Origin of the sequence: Nitratireductor sp. GISD-1A_MAKvit, from assembly GCF_040819555.1 — a bacterium.
Classification (GTDB): domain Bacteria; phylum Pseudomonadota; class Alphaproteobacteria; order Rhizobiales; family Rhizobiaceae; genus Nitratireductor.
Window position 1 is genome coordinate 643,044 of sequence record NZ_CP161920.1, and the last position, 18,434, is coordinate 661,477.

The window sequence follows — 18,434 nt, forward strand, 5'->3', positions numbered from 1 at the left end:
CCTAGAGATCGAGGACGAGCCGGTCGGACTTGGCGCGTGATACGCAGATCTGCATGACGTCATTTGCCGCGCGTTCATCGTCGGTGAGGATGACGTCGCGGTGGTCGGGAATGCCGGACAGAACGGTGGTCTGGCAGATGCCGCAATCGCCACGCTGGCAGTCGTAGATCAGGTCGACGCCTTCTTCCTCGAGCACGTCGATGATGGATTTGCCCGGCGGGATGGTGAAGACCTGTCCCGTGGAGCTGATCTCGACCTCGAATGGCTTGTCGCCCGCTTCGGCCTCATGCGCCTCGAACAGTTCGAAATGCACATGGTCCTTCGCGATGCCGCGAGCATGGGCGATCTCGCGCACCGCCTCGATCATGCCGCGCGGGCCGCACACATAGATGTGGCCTTCGGCAGGCGCCTTGCCGATCAGCGCCTTGAGGTCGATGCAGGTTTCGGGCTCGTCGTCGCAATGGATGGTGAGCGCCGTGGTCTCGATGGCCTCAAGCGCATCGACAAAGGCCAGAAGCGTGCGCGAACGGCCGGCATAGTGGAACGAGAAGGGGCGGCCCTTGGCCTTGAGTTCGGCTGCCATGGAGATGAGCGGTGTCACGCCGATGCCACCGGCGATGAGAAGCACCGGTGCATCCTTATCGACCAGAGCAAAATCGTTGCGGGGCGCGGAGGTCTCGATGATGTCGCCCTCCTTCAGCCCATGCATGAAGAGCGAGCCGCCCTTGCTGTCCTCCTCCAGACGCACGCCGAGGCGATAGGTGGCGGGCGCGTCCGTTGCGCCAGGCTCAACGCTCGTATTGACGAGAGAGTAGTGGCGATCCGAGCCATCAGGCAGCGCGACGCGGATATGTGCGCCGGCAGAAAATCCGGGCAGCGTGCCGCCATCGACCGCTTCCAGTTCGAACGCCCGGATCTGCGGGGTCAGTGCCTCGGATTTGCGTACCCTGAGCTTCAATTCGCTCATTGGCGATCTCTCCTCCTCTCGTGGCCCCTCCGGATATTTTTATCGTTCTGTGAGGAATGGCCACACGTTACGATTAATATGAATTCGCATATTTTTGCCTGTCAAGCTTCAAACCTAAAAAAGTGAAATTTCATCTTTTTAAGCTTGAAGAGCATGAAAACTTATGGAAGCCTCGTGTACAGGAGGAGGCCGTCATGGGAGGAAAACGATGACGCGCATGTTCAAAACACTTGTATCTGCATCTATTCTGACGACAGTCATGAGCTTCGGTGCGATGGCGCAGGAAACGGTTCTGCGCATGTCGAACTGGTTGCCGCCGTCTCACCCGATCGTCAGGGACATGATGATCCCGTGGGCGGAGAAGCTGAAAGAAGCCAGTGACGGCCGCATCGAAGTGCAGATTCTCGATGCACCGCTCGGTCCGCCACCGGCGCATTTCGATCTTGCCGCCAATGGCGCCGTCGATCTGACCTTCGGTGTTCATGGTTATACGCCGGGCCGCTTCACTCTGACCGAAATCGCCGAAATGCCGTTCCTCGCCGATACGTCGGAGAGCCTTTCGGTGGCCTTCTGGCGCGTGTTCGATAGTGATCTCTCCCAGGCCGAAGAGCATCGCGGCACCAAGGTGCTGGGCGTGTTCGGGCATGGGCCGGGGCTTCTGTTCACCAAGGGCAAAGCGGTTTCGCCTCTGTCGGACCTTTCCGGCGCGAAGATCCGCGTTGCGGGCAACATCACCAACAAGCTTGCCGAAGCGATGGACATGGTGTCGATCCAGGCGCCGTCTCCGCAGTCCTACGAGATTCTGTCGGGCGGCATTGCCGACGGCATTTTCTTCCCCGTCGAATCCGTGCCCTTCTTCAAGCTGGAAACGCTGGTCGACAAGGCGCTGCGTGTGCCGGGCGGCCTCTACAATGTCTCGTTCTTCTTCGTGATGAACAAGGCGAAGTTCGACAGCCTGTCGGATGAGGACAAGGCGGCCATCGAAGAGGTTTCCGGTGAGGCGTTCTCGCGCATGGCCGGTCAGGCCTGGGATGCGGCGGATGCAGCCGGCATGGAAGTGATCGGCTCGACCGTCGACTTCCACGATGCGACCGAAGAAGAGCTTGCGTCGCTGCGTGAGAAGACGCAGCCCATGTTCGACGATCTGGCTAAGGCCTATGAGGCCAAGGGAATTGATTTCGACGTCGTCATGGGCAAGCTCAAGGACGAAATCAAAGCGGTGGCGGCTGAATAATGGCCGCCTCCTCCGAGCGGATCGCAATGCGGGCTCGGCGGTGGCTAAGACTGGCGACTGCCGTGCTTTGCGGCGCGTTTCTGGTGGCGCTGACGCTGGTGACAGTGGTCGATGTGATCGGCCGCTATCTCCTGTCGTCGCCGCTGCCGGGTGCCGCGGAGTATACGGAAATCCTCCTGATGGCGATCGTGTTTGTGGGGCTGCCGGCGGTGTGCCTGGATGACGGACATGTGAGCGTCGATCTGCTCACGGCCGGGCTCAAGGGCGTTGCTGAGAGAATTCAGCTCAATCTCGCCCGGCTTGTGGTTGCCGTGGTGCTCGGGCTCGTGTCGTGGCAGCTCTGGAAACACGGCGCCCAGCTCGACAGCTACAATGAGGTGACGGTTTATCTGCGTGCGCCGCTCGGGCCGTTCGCCAAGGCGACGGCGGTCATCACCGGTGTCTGTGCGGTGGTTACATTCCTCATGGCGGTGCTACGCCTGCCCAAAAGCGATGGCGGTGGCGTGTGATGGCGTGGCCGGTCGGAATGGCGCTGCTTCTGGCGCTCATCTTTGCGGGCGTGCCCATCGCCTTTGCGATGACGGCGGTGGGGTTGATCGGCGTGGTCTCGATCGTTGGCTGGCACCCGGCGCTGGCCATGCTCGGGCAGGTTTTTTTCGACAGTGGCAGAAGCTACACGCTCTCCGTCGTGCCGCTGTTCCTGCTCATGGGCAATCTCGTGGTTCAGTCCGGCGTGGCGGGTGATCTCTACGCGGCGGCGAATGCCTGGCTGCGCCACCGCAAGGGCGGGCTTGCCATGGCGACCATCGTTGCCTGCGGCGGGTTCTCGTCGGTGTGCGGCTCGTCGCTTGCCACCACGGCGACCATGGCGCGCATCTCGCTGCCGGCCATGCGCAAATATGGCTATTCCGACCGGCTGGCCGCTTCGTCCATCGCGGCGGGCGGAACGCTCGGCATTCTCATCCCGCCATCCGTCATCCTCGTCATTTACGGCATCCTGACCCAGCAGAACATCGGCAAGCTTTTTCTGGCGGGTCTCTTGCCCGGCCTCATCGGCGTGATCGGCTACATGATCGCCGTGCGCATGTCGCTGGTGGTCTATCGCGAGCATCTGGAAACGCAGCCGAAACTCCCATTGATCGACCGCATTCGCGCTTTGCGCGGTGTGGTCTGGGCGCTGGCGCTTTTCGTGTTCGTTCTGGGCGGTATCTACCTTGGCGTGTTCACGGCAACGGAGGCGGCGGGAATGGGCGCGGGCGGGGCATTCCTGCTCACCTTCATGCGCGGCCGGCTGACCCTGCGGGCGACGCTTTCCACGCTGTTCGATACGGCCAAGACCACAGCGGTGATGTTCTTCATCCTGTTCGGGGCGCTCTATTTCCTGAACTATGTGAACTTCTCCGGCCTGACCGGTGACCTGCGCAACTGGATCAACGCTTTCGGCGTGGGACCCTATCCGGTCATCTTCATGATCGTGCTGATCTATCTGGTGCTGGGCTGCCTGCTTGAAAGCATCTCGATGATTACGCTGACTGTGCCGATCCTGTTTCCGATCGTCACCGGTCTCGGCTTCGATCCGATCTGGTTCGGCATTTTTGTGGTGATCGCCACCGAGCTGAGCTTCATCACGCCGCCCATCGGCATGAATGTTTTTGTCATGCGCACGGTCGCGCCCGACATTCCGCTGGAGCGCATTTTCGCCGGCATCCTGCCCTTCGTGGCGATGGATGTGGTGCGGCTTGCGCTCCTGATCGCTGTGCCGGCCATGGCGCTGCTGATCCCCAATTCCATGTGACGGGACGAGACGATGGCGATTGATGACGACAGAATTGAGATCGACCGCAATGCGGGATTTGTGGGCGATTACCTGCTTTATCTGCTCGCCGCCGCCAGCGACGCGGCCAGTGCCGATTTTCACGCCCATGTGCGCGAACAGGGACTGCGGGTTCCCGAATGGCGCATCCTCGCCTGCCTCTGCGACGAGGATGGGCAGATGGTGACGCAGCTTGCCCAGCTTGCGCTGATGGAGCAGTCGCACCTGACCAAGATCGTCGACCAGATGGCGACGAAAGGGCTGGTCAAACGCCGGAGCGATGAGCGCGACCGGAGGCGTGTGCGCGTCTATCTGACCGCAGCCGGGCGGGTGCTCGGAACTGGCTTGGTGGAGAAGGCGAGAGCGCATGAAATGTCGATTGTTGCTCGCCTTGGCGCGACGGACGCAGCCCGTCTCAAGACGGCGCTGAAAGACATACACGCAATCTGCCGGGAAGGAGATGACGCTGCGAGCCGAACTCCGTCAGCGCCGGCAGAGCTGGAGGCAAGCCTGCCATGAACGATACCGCCAATATCGGCCTGCTGCATGAGACGGTGCATCCCGAGGGCTGGCCACAGCCAAAGGGTTACGCCAACGCGGTCAAGACGGATGGCGGGATCATCTATACGGGCGGGCTGGTCGGCTGGGACCGGGAGGGACGCTTCCCGAAAGGCTTTGTCGCGCAGGCTCACCAGACGTTCCGCAACATCCGCGATGTGCTCGAAGCGGCAGGCGCCGGACCGGAGCACCTGACGCGTCTCACCTGGTATGTGACCAACGTCGAAGACTATCTCGCCGATCCGAAGGGGCTCGGAAAAGCGTATCGCGACGTCTTCGGGCGCTGCTTTCCGGCCATGGCGACTGTTCAGGTGACGCGGCTTGTGGAGCCGGAGGCGGTCGTGGAGATCGAGGCGACGGCGGTTTTGCCTGCTCAAAAGTAGAACAATCATCCGCAGAAATTATGCGGCAACGAGGGGAGTACAGGAATGAAAGTAGCGGTTCTGGGCGGAGGCAACGGTTCTTATGCTGCGGCTGCGGATTTTGCCGAGGCGGGGCATGACGTCCGCTGGTGGCGGCGCGACCGCGCCAGTTTCGCGGATGTCGAGAAGGCAGGCGGCATCACCCTCACGGACCATGAGGGCAGCCGGAAGATCGCGGTCGTTCCGACTGATGATCTTGCTGCGGCGCTGAAAGGGGCGGAGTTGATCGTTGCGCCGACGCCGGCGTTTGCTCAGGAGGACATCGCCACGAAGCTCGCTCCGCATCTGGAGGACGGGCAGGTGATCTATCTGCCGCCGGGCACGTTTGGCTCCTACCTGATGATGAAGCGTATTCGCGAAGCGGGCTCGAAGGCTGACATCGCGATTGCAGAAACAGGCACACTGCCATGGCTGACGCGCAAGCAGGGACCGCTTGAAGTGCGTGTGACGACGCGGGCCTCACGCCTGCCGACCGGCGTTCTGCCGGCGAAGCACACGGATCACGCAATCAAGGCGATTGCGGCGGTGTTCCCGGCTTCCATCGAGCCGGTGGAAGACGCCCTCTCGGGTGCGCTGATGAACGCCGGCCCGATCATTCATCCGCCGCTCATCCTCATGAATGCCGGTCCCATCGAGCATTTCGACCGCTGGGACATTCACAATGAAGGGACGCAGCCTTCCATCCGCCGCACGCACACCGCGCTCGACAATGAGCGCATGGCGATCCGCGAGGCGCTCGGCTATGGCGCGCCGCATTTCCCGCTCGCCGATCACTACGAGACCAGCAACTGGATGTATGGCAATCTGGCCCACGACAAGCTGGTGGATTCCGGAGACTGGCACGAGAAGCTGGACCTGAAATCGCACCGCTACATGCTGGAGGATGTGGGCATGGGGCTCGCCTTCATGGTTTCCGTCGGTGAATGGGCAGGCGTGCCCTGTCCGGTGGCGGCGGGGCTTCTGGCCATTGCCGGCGCGGTGGCCGAGCGCGACTTCCGCGCCGAAGGCCGCACCATGGATAAGATCGGTCTTGCCGGCGAAAGCCGCGAGGCGGTGCAGACCATGCTGCGCGAGGGGCTGTGATGGCAGATGACGTGACCATCGCCTGCATCGGCGCCGGTCGCATGGGCCGGGGCATAGCGCAATGCGTCGCCTATGCGGGCCATCAGGTGCGGCTGATCGATGCCAAGGAGCGCGACGCTGAGGCTTTCGCAAATTTGCGCGAGGAGGCGCTGGACGAGATCCGCACGGCGCTCGCCTCCATCGCAGCACTCGGTGCTTTCAAGGTCGATGCCGTTCCGCAGATCATGGAGCGGGTGCGCATCGTGTCGCTCGGCGAGGCGGCAGCGGGTCTTTCCGGCGCGCGCATCGTGTTTGAGGGCGTGCCCGAGGTGACGGATGCCAAGCGCGATGCGTTTGCGCTGTTCGACGCCCATGCCGACGGCGACGCCATTCTGGCATCGACCACCTCGACCATGCTGTCGACGGAGCTGGCGGGTTTCACCTCTGCGCCCGAGCGCTTTCTCAATGCGCACTGGCTGAACCCGGCCTTCCTGATGCCGCTGGTGGAACTGAGCCGTGCGGATGAGACGGCTGAGGAAACCACCGCTTTCCTGCGCGCCTATCTTGAAGGCATCGGCAAGGTGCCGATCGTCTGCAAGGCTTCTCCCGGTTACATCGTGCCGCGCATTCAGGCGCTCGCCATGAACGAGGCGGCGCGGATCGTTGAGGAAGGCGTTGCGAGCGCGGAGGATGTCGACAAGGCCGTGACCTATGGTTTCGGCCTGCGCTTCGGCGTGCTCGGCCTTCTGGAGTTCATCGACTGGGGCGGCGGCGACATTCTCTACTATGCAAGCCGCTATCTCGCGGGTGCGTTTGAGGATGAGCGTTATCAGGCACCGGAGATCATCAGCCGCCACATGGAAGAGGGGCGTATCGGCCTGAAGACCGGCGCCGGCTTCTTCGATTATTCCGACATGGATGTCGACGCCTATCGCCAGCGCCGCATGGCCGCCTTCCTGAAGGCGCTCGACAATGCGGGGCTTGTGCGGCCACCGAAGCTTTAGGGAGCAGTTGAAACCAAAACCGGGTGGAACAAGCCCGGACAACCAGAGAGGACGAAGAAATGAACCAAGCCACGACCAGATCGATCGCCAGGACCATCAAAAACGGCCTTCTTGCAACGGCGCTCACCGGCATCGCCTTTGCCGGGCAGGCCAGTGCGGAAGAAACGCTGAAGGCGATTTCCGCCTTCCCGCAGTCGCTTGCCTTCTCGCAGAGCTTCAAGGGCTTTGTCGACCTCGTGAACGAGCGCGGCAAGGGCGTCATCCAGATCAATTATGCGGGCGGGCCGGAAATGTTTCCGCCGAACCAGCAGGTGGATGCCGTGCGCCGTGGCGTGATCGACATGCAGTATGGCCCTGCCTCCTACTATCTCGGCACGATGCCGGAGGCGGATGCCTGGGTCGGCTCCACCGTGACGGCGGCGAAGGCCCGCGAGAATGGCGGCTTCGGCATCATGCAGGAAGCCTTTTCCAAAAAGCTCGGTGTGAACCTTCTGGCGCACCTCGACACGGGTGTGCAGTTCTACATCTACACGATCAACGAGCCCAAGCGGACCGACGATGGCGGCATCGATCTCGACGGTCAGCGCATTCGCTCGCAGCCGATCTACAACTCCTTCTTTGAAGCGCTGGGGGCGATCCCCGTCTCCGTTCCGGTGCCGGATGTCTATACCGGTCTGGAGCGCAGCACATTTGACGGGTCCGGCTGGCCCATTGTCGGCATTCGGGACCTCTCCTGGGACAAGTTCCTGCGCTACCGCATTGATCCCGGCTTCTTCCAGACAGATCTCGCCGTCGTGGTGAACCCGAAGAAATGGGAAAGCCTGAGCGACGAGGCGAAAAAGATCATCAACGATGCTGCGGCCGAATATGAGCAGACATCCTATGAGAGCTTCCAGAAGGTGATCGAGGAGACGGACAAGGCGGTTCGCGAGAACGGCATGGAAGTCATCACGCTGGAGGGTGAGGCGCAGGCGAAATTCCTTGATCTCGCCTATGACAGTGCGTGGAAGCGGATGAAGGATTCAGGCTCGGAATATTACGACGCACTGCGCGAAGCCTATTACGATCGCTGATCTCGTTTTGGCGGGGGCCTCGGCTCCCGCCGCACTCCCATTGAAAAGCCGCGCGCCATGTTTCTGATACGTCTCTACAACCGGGTTATCACCGGGCTGGCCGTGCTGGGCGCCGCCAGTCTCGTTTTCATCTCGCTCGCCATCATTGTCGATGTTGTCTTGCGCAACACCGGGTTTCGCCCGTTCCAGTCAACCAGCGCCATTGTCGAATATGTCATGCTGTTCTCCACCATGGCAGCCGCGCCCTGGCTGGTGCGCAACAACGGGCATGTGGCGATCTCTTCTTTCGTAGGAGCGATGCCCGAAACGATACGCCTGCTGGTGGGGCGGGTCGTGCTGGTTCTCGCCATCCTGACGCTTGGCCTCCTGTGCTGGCGCTCGGCGGCGGTGGGGCTGGAGATGGTGCAGTCGCGCGCGGTCGACATGCGCTCCATCAACATCCCGTCCTGGGTTCTCTATGCGATGCTCTCCGTGGGCTTCGGCCTGATGGCGATGGAGTTTCTGCGCATGCTGGTGCGCGGCGAAACCTACACGGGCAGCGGGGGAGCACACTGATGGCCTGGTATGAAGCCACACTCCTCATGATCGGCGGGCTGCTCGCGCTGATGTTCTTCGGCATGCCGGTGGCGATTGCCTTTCTGGCCATCAACATTGTCGGCGTTTTCATTTTCATGGGTGGCATGATCGGCATCGATCAGCTTGTCGCCAATGCCACCACATCGGTGACGAGTTTCGCGCTGGTGCCGGTGCCGCTCTTTCTCATCATGGGCGAGCTTCTGTTCCACACGGGGCTTGCCATTCGTGTTTTCGATGCGCTCGACAAGTGCTTTGGCGGCATCAAGGGGCGGCTTTCCTATCTGACCGTGGGCGGCGGCACGATCTTCGCCACCCTGTCGGGCTCCTCCATGGCCAACACGGCGATGCTGGGCACCACGCTGATGCCCGATATGATCAAGCGCGGATACAAGCCGCACATGATCATGGGGCCGATCCTGGCGACCGGCGGGCTGGCGATGATCATCCCGCCATCTTCGCTGGCTGTGCTGCTCGGATCGCTGGCGCGGATCGATGTGGGTGCTCTGCTGATCGCGGGTCTGGTTCCGGGGCTTGTGCTGGCGCTCATGTTCCTCGCCACGATCCGCATGCAGATCGCGCTCGATCCCGAGGCGGCACCCGGATATGCGGCGGAAAGGGCGAGCGTCTCCGAGATCGCCCGGGCGCTGCTGATTGATGTTCTGCCCATGGGCATCGTGGTCTTTGCAGTGGTCGGGCTCATCCTGCTCGGCTGGGCGACGCCGACCGAATCCGCGGCCTTCGGGGCGCTGTCGGTGGTGGTTCTCGCGGCCTGCTATCGCACGCTGAGCTGGGAGGCCGTGGTGCGTTCGCTGACCGGCACGCTGAAAGTCTCGGCCATGATGCTGATGATCATTGTCGGCTCGACGACCTTCTCGCAGATTCTCGCCTTCTCCGGCGCATCTTCCGGGCTGATCGCGTTTGCCACCAGTTTCGAGCTCAACGCCTATGTGGTGCTCGCAATCATGTTCCTGGTGCTTCTGCTTCTCGGCATGTTCATGGATCAGCTCTCCATCATGATGCTGACCCTGCCAATCTTCATGCCGCTGGTTGCGCTCTACGGGTTCGATCAGATCTGGTTCGGCGTGGTGATGCTTCTGGCACTGGAGCTGAGCCTTGCAACCCCGCCCTTCGGGCTTCTGCTCTTCGTCATGGTTGGGGTGAGCCCGGCCGGCACGACCATCGGGCAGGTGGCGCGGGCCGCGATGCCCTACATTGCCTGCACGCTTTTGCTGGTTGTTCTGCTGGCGCTTTTCCCGCAACTGGCCCTGTGGCTACCGGGCCTTATCAGGAGCTGACCGCATGAAGATCTGGTATCAAAGCTATGTCGATTACGAGAATGGCGCGGGCTATTGGGACGAACTCAGGAAGCATCTCGATGCGATCGTCGAACCGGGCACGCAGATCGACATCAAGGGCATCACGCCCCATGACAGCTACGCCCACGCCATCGTGGAGTTTCGCTGTGCGCGTGAGGTGATCTGCAATGCGGTGCGGGCCGAGCGCGAGGGCTATGACGCCTTCATCATCGGCCATTTTCAGGATGCCGGCCTCTATGAGGCGCGCTCGGTTGTCGACATTCCGGTGCTCGGCATGGGGGAGGCCTCCATGCTGCATGCCTGCCAGCTTGGCCAGCGCTCGGGCATTGTCACCATCAACCGCCGCTACATTCCCTGGTTTCACCACCAGATCGGCAAATACGGCCTGAGAGAGCGGGTGACCGGCGTGCATGCCATGGACTTCGAGCCGGGGCAGATCCTTTCAGCTTTCGGTTCCGATGAGCGGCTTGAGACCGTGCGCGCCCTGTTCGAGGAGCAGGCGCGGCCGCTGGTGCGCGATGGCGTGGACGTGCTCATTCCCGGCGGCGGCATTCCCATGCTTCTGTTCTCGCAATTGCAGGCGCACCGGGTGGATGGCGCGCCGGTGATCAACGGCATTCCGATTGTCGTGAAACTGGCGGAGATGGCGGTGAAGCTGAAGCGGCTGACCGGCCTTGGCGTGAGCCGCACCTCGGATTTCGTGAAACCGCCGGAAGAGATCATCGAAGAGTTCATGAACCATCCGAAGGGACTATAACGCAGGAGGCAATTCTCCGAGTCTGTTGACTGGCTTTTGCAAAGCTGCGCCAATATCGTGGGGACGATATCGGCAGCGCCTGGAGGATTGCCATGTTTGCGGCACGCGGACTCTCCCTTTTACTCGTTTTTCTTTTCGGATTTGCGGCAATGGCTGCCGCGCAGGATGCGCGCCGGATCGTGGTAAGCGAGAACGCCGACTATTTCGGCTTCGATCTGCGCACCGAAAAGGATGTCACGCTCGACCAGTGCAAGGCGGTGTGCCTTGCCGATCCGCAGTGCCGGGCCTTCACCTACAACACCAGCGCGCAATGGTGCTTTTTGAAGTCGGATTTCAACCGGCTGAATGCGTTCGAGGGAGCGGTGGCCGGCAAGGTGGTGGTGAGTGGCGCTGCGGCCGATCTCGGCGCGCCGCCGGCGCTGCGCTTCGTGCCCGATCATGTGCTGCGCGAGGCGGATGAGTATCGTGCCGAAGTTCTGCGCACCGTGCGCCCCGAGAATGTCGGGCTTGTCCGATTGAGTTCTGCCGGGGGGCAGGCGCTGGCAAATGGCGACCCGCACAATGCGATGAAAGCCTTCACCACCGCGCTGACCATGGAGCCGAAAAACGCGAAGCTCTGGTCTCAGCTTGCCCGCGCCGTAATAGCTGCACAGCCGGCCGGCAACATGAACCTCTACCGGTTGCAGCGGGCCGGCACCGGCGCGGCCATCAATGCTTACAATCTGTCGCGCAGCGCAGATGACCGTGCGGAGGCGCTGGCTCTCCTTGCTCCCGCACTGGAGCGGCGCAACCTGTTCCGCCCCGCCCTCAGCGCCTACGAGGCGAGCCTGGCGCTTAAAACCGCGCGCGATGTGCAGGCGGCCTATGCCGATTTGAAGCGCCGCAAGGGGTTTCGCGTGATCGACCATTCGGTCGATTCCGATAGCGCCACGCCGCGCGCCTGCGTGCAGTTTTCCGAGGAGCTGGTAAAACACGGCGTCGACTACGCCCAGTTCGTGACCGTCGACAACCTGCGCTCCTTTGCCGTTGATCGCAGCGACAAGGAGCTGTGCGTCAGCGGTCTGACGCATGGCGAGCAATATCGCATTGTCATCCGGCAGGGCCTGCCGGCGGCCATTGGCGAGGTGATTGCCGAGCCGGTTCCGCTGGAAATCTACGTGCGGGACCGTGCGCCTTCGCTGCGCTTCACCGGCGACAATTTCGTGCTGCCGTCATCGGCGCGCCGGGGCATTCCGTTCGTTTCGGTCAATACCGACAGCGCGAAACTCTCCGTCCATCGCGTCGGCGAGCGTGCGTTGGCGCGGCTTTTGAGCGAGGGGCAGTTCCTGCGTCAGCTAAACCAATATGGGGCCAATGAGGTTGGCGACGAGATGGGCGCGCCGGTCTTCGAAGGCACTATTGAGATCAAGGCCGAGCTCAACAAGGATGTCGTCACCAGCATTCCCATCGATGAGGCGGTGCCGGAGCGCAAACCCGGGGTCTATATGATGACGGCGGTGCCGGAAGGCGACCGGAGCCAGAACTGGGACAACCGCGCCACGCAGTGGTTCCTTGTCTCCGATATCGGGCTTTCCACCTTCGCAGGGGAGGACGGGCTTTCTGTCTTCGCGCGCTCGCTGGCGAGCGCGAAGCCGATCGACGGCCTGAAGCTCAGGCTTGTGGCCCGCAACAATGAGGTGCTTGGCGAGGCGGAAACCGATGGCAACGGCCATGCGCGCTTCGATCCCGGTCTGGCGCGGGGCTCTTCCGGGCTCGCACCGGCGGCGATCATCGCTGAAAACGGGACTGAAGATTTCGTCTTCCTCGACATGACGCGCGCGGGCTTCGATCTTTCGGATCGCGGCGTGACGGGGCGTCCTTCGCCCGGACCGCTCGACGTGTTCGCCTGGACGGAGCGTGGCATCTATCGCGCCGGCGAGACGGTGCATGCGAGCGCGCTCACGCGCAATCCCGCTTCGGATGCGGTGGAGGATCTGCCACTGACCTTCATCTTCCGCCGTCCAGACGGTGTGGAGGACCGGCGCATCGTTTCCGATGGGGCGGCACTTGGCGGTCATGCGGTGGAGCTTCATCTGCCGAACAATGCCGTGCGTGGCACCTGGGCGCTGGGCATTTACGCGGACCCGAAAAAGCCGGCGCTGGCCGAGATGAACTTTCTGGTCGAGGATTTCGTGCCCGACCGCACCGAGTTCGAGCTTGCGAGCGCCAATGAGACCGTGCCCGTTGGTGGCGCGACGGATGTGACCGTCGATGGCCGCTATCTCTATGGCGCACCGGCAGCAGGGCTTGCGCTCGAAGGCGAACTGACGGTCGCGCCGACGCGCGAGTGGAAAGCCTTCCCCGGCTACGTCTTCGGCCTCGATGACGAGGAAGACGTGGAGGCGCTGCGTGTTTCGCTGCCCGGCCTGCCTGAGACCGATGCGGACGGGCAGGCGCAGTTCCCGGTGGCGCTGGATGGCGCGCCTTCGACCACGCGTCTCCTGAAAGCACAGGTGAATGTGCGCATGCGCGAGGCCGGTGGCCGCGCCGTGGAGCGCGCGCTGGAAATCGATGTCGAGCCGGAAAGCGCGATGATCGGCCTGAAGCCGGAATTCACCGGCGGGCGCGTGGCCGAGGGAGCGACGGCGAATTTCCGTGTGATCGCGGTCGATCCGAAGGGCGAGCGCATCGCCATGGACGGCCTCGAATGGAAGCTTCTGAAGGTGGAGCGTCACTATCAATGGTATCGCAACGGCAGTTCCTGGAACTATGAGCCGATCACCACGACGAGCCTCGTGCGCGAGGGGACGGTGGATGCAAAGGCCGACAGCGAGCCACAGATCAGCGTTTCCGTGGACTGGGGGCGGTATCGCCTCGAGGTGGAGAGCCCGAATGCGGGCGGGCCGATCACCAGCGCGGCGTTCGATTCCGGCTGGTATGTGGAGGCAGGTTCCACCGAAACGCCGGACGGGCTGGAAGTGGCGCTCGACCGCGACGCCTATGCGGTGGGCGAGACGGCGAAGCTGAAGATTTCGCCACGCTTTGCCGGCGAGGTTCTGGTGACGGTGGGGTCCGAAAGCCTCATCGAAACCTTCACCACAAAGGTGCCGGAAGATGGCGCGACCGTGGACATTCCGGTGACCGACGCGCTCGGGGCCGGGGCCTATGTGACCGCGACGCTGTTCCGCCCCGGCGATGATGCCGAAAATCGCCTGCCCATGCGCGCCATCGGTGTGCGCTGGCTCAAGGTCGATCCGGGTGCGCGTGACCTTACGGTTGAACTCGGCGTGGAGGAACAGGCGCGCCCCGATGAGAGCCTTTCCATCCCCGTCAGCGTTGGCGGTCTGGCACCAGGCGAAGAAGCTTATGTGACCGTCGCTGCGGTCGATGTGGGCATTCTCAACCTCACACGCTACGAACCGCCACAGCCGGACGCCTGGTATTTCGGCCAGCGCATGCTGGGTATCGAAATGCGCGACATTTACGGGCGGCTGATCGATGGTTCGCTCGGCGCGATGGGGCGGCTGCGCACCGGTGGCGATGGCGGCGGCATGACCGCGACCGGCAGCGCGCCGACACAGAAGCTGCTCGCCTTCTTCTCCGGCATCGTGAAGGTGGACGATGACGGGAAAGCGGAGGTCTCCTTCGAGATTCCGCAGTTCAACGGCACGGCCCGCATCATGGCGGTCGCCTGGTCGAAGAAGGGCGTGGGCAGCGCGCAGCAGGATGTGATCATCCGCGATCCCGTTGTGCTGACCACCAGCCTCCCGCGCTTCCTGGCGCCGGGCGACGAGGCGCGGCTTCTGCTTGAAATCGCCAACACGGATGGCCCGGCCGGTGACTATCGCCTCACGGTGATGGCCGAAGGGCCGGTCAGCGCCGATCTGCGGTCGCTCTCCGATACGGTGACGCTTGAGGCGGGCGGCAAGGCCACGCTCTCCGTGCCTGTTTCGGCGACGAACCAGACGGGCGAGGGCGCGCTGACGGTGGCGCTTTCGCATGAGAGCGGGCTTGCCGTGGAGAAAAGCGTGCCCCTGCCGGTGCGGCCGGGCGTGATGCCGGTTGCCACGCGCAGCGTGGTGACGCTTGCAGCCAATGGCGGCAGTGTCACGCTGGACGGCGCGCTTCTGGAAGACAGCTTTGCCGAGAACGCGTCGGTGAGCCTCAACATTTCGCGGGCCGACGGGTTCGACATTCCGGCGCTTTTGATGTCGCTCGACCGCTACCCCTATGGCTGCACGGAGCAGACCACCAGCCGCGCACTGCCGCTGCTCTATGTGAGCGAGCTTTCAAAGGCTGCGGGGCTGGAAGACGATCCGGCGCTGAAGGGGCGCATCGAGGACGCCATCACAAGCGTTCTTGCCGCACAGTCTTCGTCTGGCGGTTTCGGTCTCTGGGGACCGGGATCGGGCGATCTGTGGCTCGACGCCTATGTGACGGACTTCCTCACCCGCGCCGGCGAGCAGGGCTTTGCCGTGCCCGAGGCGGCGATGGGCCAGGCGCTGCAGAACCTCTCGAACACGCTCGCCTATGACACGGATGTCTCCTCGCGCGGCAGCGAGATCGCCTATGCGCTCTATGTGCTGGCGCGCAACCGCAAGGCTTCCGCCGGCGATCTGCGCTACTATCTCGACACGCGGCTCGATGAGTTCTCCACGCCGCTGGCGCGCGCGCAGCTGGCTGCGGGGCTCGCGCTTTATGGCGATGCGGAACGTGCGGAACGGGGCTTTGCCTCCGCCTTCCGTCTCGCTCAGGGCATGAGCGGGCGTTACACGGCGCGCTCCGATTACGGGTCGCGTCTGCGCGACGGCGCGGCGATGCTGGCGCTGGCGGCAGAAAGCCGACCCGAACCGGCGCTGGTGCCGCAGATGATCGATCTGGTGGCCGATATGCGCGGTGACACGCGTTTCATGAGCACGCAGGACGAGGCGTGGATGCTTCTTGCCGCCCGCGCGCTGAGCCAGTCGAGCGACGATCTGAGCCTGACCGTGGACGGCAACGCGCATCAGGGCGCATTCTCGCGACGGCTTTCCGGGTTGGAGATCGAGGCAGCGCCACTCACAGTGGCCAATCGGGGTGATGAGCCGGTCGATGCGGTGATGACGGTGGTGGCTGCGCCGCAGCAGCCGCTGCCGGCGGGCGGCGAGGGCTTCACCATCGAGCGGCGCTACTACACGCTCGACGGCAGGGAGGCCAATGTCTCGGAAGCACGCCAGAACGAGCGCTATGTGGTGGTGCTGGAGATGGCGGAACAGAACGCCTGGCCTTCACGCGTTCTGGTCTCTGACCTATTGCCGGCGGGCTTCGAGATCGACAATCCGCGCCTTGTCGGCAGCGCCGATCTCGCCAATTTCGACTGGCTGGGCGAGACGAATGCGGTTCACACCGAGTTCCGCGACGACCGCTTCATTGCCGCCTTCGATCGAAACGGGGGCGGCAAATTCCGTCTCGCCTATGTGGTGCGTGCGGTGACGCCGGGCGTCTACACGCATCCGGCGGCGAGCGTGGAAGACATGTACCGTCCGCAGCTCTCCGCCCGCACGGCCACGGGCTTCATGGAAATCACGGGGCAGTAGGCGGCGGCGATGAAAACGCGTCGACATATGCGCCGTGTCGCCATGGCCGCTGGGCTTGCGGCCGTACTCGCCATCGGCGGGGTGGTGGCGCTCGACCGGCTGGACGCGGCCTATCCGCCGCCGCTCGATCCCGCCCCGCTTTCGGTGGAGGTGCTCGACCGCGACGGCGCGCTGCTGCGTGCCTATGCGGCCTCCGACGGGCGCTGGCGCCTGCCGGCGGATATCCACACGCTTGACCCGCAGTTTCTCAAAATGCTCATTGCCTATGAGGACAAGCGCTTCTGGTCGCATCCGGGCGTCGACATGCGCGCGCTTGGCCGCGCCGCATGGCAGCTTTTGTGGAACGGGCGCATCGTTTCGGGCGGGTCCACACTGTCGATGCAGCTTGCACGCCTCACCGAGCCGCGCGCGGCGCGCAGCTTCAGCGCCAAGTTCCGGCAGATCGTGCGGGCGCTACAGATCGAGCGCAGGCTTTCCAAGCGGGAGATCCTGGAGCGTTATCTGACGCTTGCGCCCTATGGCGGCAATCTTGAAGGGGTGCGCGCGGCAAGCCTCGCCTGGTTCGGCAAGGAGCCGCACCGGCTCGGGCTGGAGGAGGCCGCGCTCCTTGTCGCGCTGCCGCAATCGCCCGAAGCACGGCGACCGGACCGTCATCCGCAGAGGGCGAAAGCCGCGCGCGACCGCGTGCTTGCCCGCATGGCAGGCGCCGGCGTCATCATCGAAAGCGAGGTCGCGCGTGCGTCTCACGCGAAGCTTGCCGGGCGTCGTCTGCCCATGCCCGCCTATGCCGCGCATCTGGCCGATGCGGTGGTGCGGGCGGAGCCGGGCAGGCGTGTGCATCGCCTCACCATCAGCCGCTCCGCGCAGGCCAATCTGGAAGCCGTTGCCGCCAAAGCCGCGCGAAAGCTCGGACCACGCGTTTCCGTGGCGATGGTGCTTTCGGATGCGCAGACTGGCGCGGTGCTCGCGCGGGTCGGATCGGCGGGGTATTTCAATGCCGCGCGCGCCGGCTGGATCGACATGAGCGTGGCAGAGCGTTCGCCGGGCTCCACACTCAAACCCTTCATCTATGGTCTTGCCTTCGAGGAGGGGCTGGTGATGCAGGAAACCATGATCGAGGACCGGCCCGGCAATTTTTCGGGCTATCGTCCGCGCAATTTCGACATGGCCTATCAGGGCGATGTTTCGGTGCGTACGGCCTTGCAGATGTCGCTCAACGTGCCGGCGATCCGGTTGCTTGATGCGGTGGGGCCGGTGCGGCTTGTGGCGCGCATGCGACGCGCAGGTGTGCCGCCCGCTCTGCCAGCCGGCGAGACGCCGGGGCTTGCCATCGGGCTTGGCGGTGCAGGGCTGACGCTGGAAGGGCTGGTGCAGCTTTATGGCGGGCTCGCCAATCGGGGGCGGGTGCGCCCGCTGCATTATCTGGACGATGCAGAGATTGCCGCGCATCCTCCTTCCGTGCTGACGCCGCAGGCCACCTGGCAGGTTGCCGACATCCTGTCCGGCGTTGCACCGCCGGGAGGCTCGCCGCGCCTGGGCATCGCCTACAAGACGGGCACGTCCTACGGTTATCGTGATGCGTGGTCGGTGGGCTATGACGGGCGGCATGTGCTGGGCGTGTGGGCCGGGCGGCCCGATGGCGGTTCGGTGCCGGGGCTGACCGGCTATCTCGCCGCCGCGCCCATTCTGTTCGAGGCGTTTGCGCGCTCGGGCGTGGGCATCGCTCCGTTCCCGCCTGCACCGGCAGGCGCGATCCGGCTCGCAGCCTCCGATCTTCCGTTTCCCATGCGGCGATTCTCCGCCTCGGGTGGCGGATTTCGCGCCGATGCACCGGTGGAGCCCGCGCCGGAAATCGTGTTTCCGCCGCAGGGCGCGCGCATCGATGTGGGGCTTGCGCGCGGCGCGCGGATCATGCCGCTGGCGCTCAAGATCTATGGCGGGCGCGCGCCGTTTCGCTGGCTGGCCAATGGCGAGCCGCTGCCGGAGGCCTATCGGCGGCGCAGGGCAAGCTGGGTGCCCGATGGCGGCGGTGCATCGACCCTGACGGTGATCGACGCGGCGGGGCGTTCCGCCAGCGTGGATGTTTTTCTGGAATAG

The 18,434-nt window shown here is 63.7% G+C and carries 14 protein-coding genes; 13 read left to right on the plus strand and 1 reads right to left on the minus strand.

The genetic code is table 11. The features are described 5' to 3' along the window. Position 1: 1 nt before the first annotated feature. On the minus strand, positions 2-967 hold the full coding sequence (locus tag AB2N04_RS04385) for a 2Fe-2S iron-sulfur cluster-binding protein (protein WP_367717310.1): 966 nt from the start codon (positions 965-967) through the stop codon (positions 2-4). Between the two features lie 208 nt (positions 968-1,175). Here AB2N04_RS04385 and AB2N04_RS04390 point away from each other — a divergent pair, with 208 nt between their 5' ends. The 13 genes from AB2N04_RS04390 to pbpC all read left to right on the plus strand — a co-directional run bounded on the left by AB2N04_RS04390 (position 1,176) and on the right by pbpC (position 18,434). Next, positions 1,176-2,201 (plus strand): TRAP transporter substrate-binding protein, encoded by a 1,026-nt coding sequence (locus tag AB2N04_RS04390; RefSeq protein ID WP_367717311.1) that lies wholly within the window; start codon positions 1,176-1,178, stop codon positions 2,199-2,201. Continuing rightward, positions 2,201-2,710, plus strand: a complete 510-nt coding sequence (locus tag AB2N04_RS04395; protein ID WP_367717313.1) for a TRAP transporter small permease — start codon at positions 2,201-2,203, stop codon at positions 2,708-2,710. Before AB2N04_RS04390 ends, AB2N04_RS04395 begins: the two co-directional genes overlap by 1 nt. After that, complete coding sequence (locus tag AB2N04_RS04400; protein ID WP_367717315.1) at positions 2,710-3,996, plus strand: TRAP transporter large permease; 1,287 nt, start codon at positions 2,710-2,712, stop codon at positions 3,994-3,996. Before AB2N04_RS04395 ends, AB2N04_RS04400 begins: the two co-directional genes overlap by 1 nt. A gap of 12 nt (positions 3,997-4,008) precedes the next feature. After that, positions 4,009-4,533, plus strand: coding sequence for a MarR family winged helix-turn-helix transcriptional regulator (locus AB2N04_RS04405; RefSeq protein ID WP_367717316.1), 525 nt, complete (start codon positions 4,009-4,011; stop codon positions 4,531-4,533). After that, positions 4,530-4,955, plus strand: coding sequence for a RidA family protein (locus tag AB2N04_RS04410; protein WP_367717317.1), 426 nt, complete (start codon positions 4,530-4,532; stop codon positions 4,953-4,955). Before AB2N04_RS04405 ends, AB2N04_RS04410 begins: the two co-directional genes overlap by 4 nt. Before the next feature lie 45 nt (positions 4,956-5,000). After that, positions 5,001-6,077, plus strand: coding sequence for an NAD/NADP octopine/nopaline dehydrogenase family protein (locus AB2N04_RS04415; protein WP_367717318.1), 1,077 nt, complete (start codon positions 5,001-5,003; stop codon positions 6,075-6,077). Next, the gene (locus tag AB2N04_RS04420; protein ID WP_367717320.1) at positions 6,077-7,060 is read left to right on the plus strand and encodes a 3-hydroxybutyryl-CoA dehydrogenase; all 984 of its coding nucleotides are present in this window, start codon (positions 6,077-6,079) and stop codon (positions 7,058-7,060) included. The genes AB2N04_RS04415 and AB2N04_RS04420 overlap by 1 nt, the downstream gene beginning before the upstream one ends. 59 nt (positions 7,061-7,119) lie before the next feature. Further along, a complete protein-coding gene (gene dctP / locus AB2N04_RS04425; protein ID WP_367717321.1) occupies positions 7,120-8,133 on the plus strand; it encodes a TRAP transporter substrate-binding protein DctP in 1,014 nt (337 codons plus the stop codon). 57 nt (positions 8,134-8,190) lie between these two features. Then, positions 8,191-8,688: a TRAP transporter small permease gene (locus AB2N04_RS04430; protein ID WP_367717323.1), complete on the plus strand. Its 498-nt coding sequence runs from the start codon at positions 8,191-8,193 to the stop codon at positions 8,686-8,688. After that, positions 8,688-10,004, plus strand: a complete 1,317-nt coding sequence (locus AB2N04_RS04435; RefSeq protein WP_367717325.1) for a TRAP transporter large permease subunit — start codon at positions 8,688-8,690, stop codon at positions 10,002-10,004. Before AB2N04_RS04430 ends, AB2N04_RS04435 begins: the two co-directional genes overlap by 1 nt. Before the next feature lie 4 nt (positions 10,005-10,008). Continuing rightward, entirely contained in the window at positions 10,009-10,782 is a 774-nt protein-coding gene (locus AB2N04_RS04440; protein ID WP_367717327.1) for an aspartate/glutamate racemase family protein, read from the plus strand. A gap of 92 nt (positions 10,783-10,874) precedes the next feature. Beyond that, a complete protein-coding gene (locus AB2N04_RS04445) occupies positions 10,875-16,337 on the plus strand; it encodes an alpha-2-macroglobulin family protein (protein ID WP_367717328.1) in 5,463 nt (1,820 codons plus the stop codon). Positions 16,338-16,364: 27 nt separating this feature from the next. Then, positions 16,365-18,434 carry a penicillin-binding protein 1C gene (gene pbpC / locus AB2N04_RS04450; RefSeq protein WP_367718734.1) on the plus strand — a complete coding sequence of 690 codons (2,070 nt, stop codon included), beginning with the start codon at positions 16,365-16,367 and terminating at the stop codon, positions 18,432-18,434.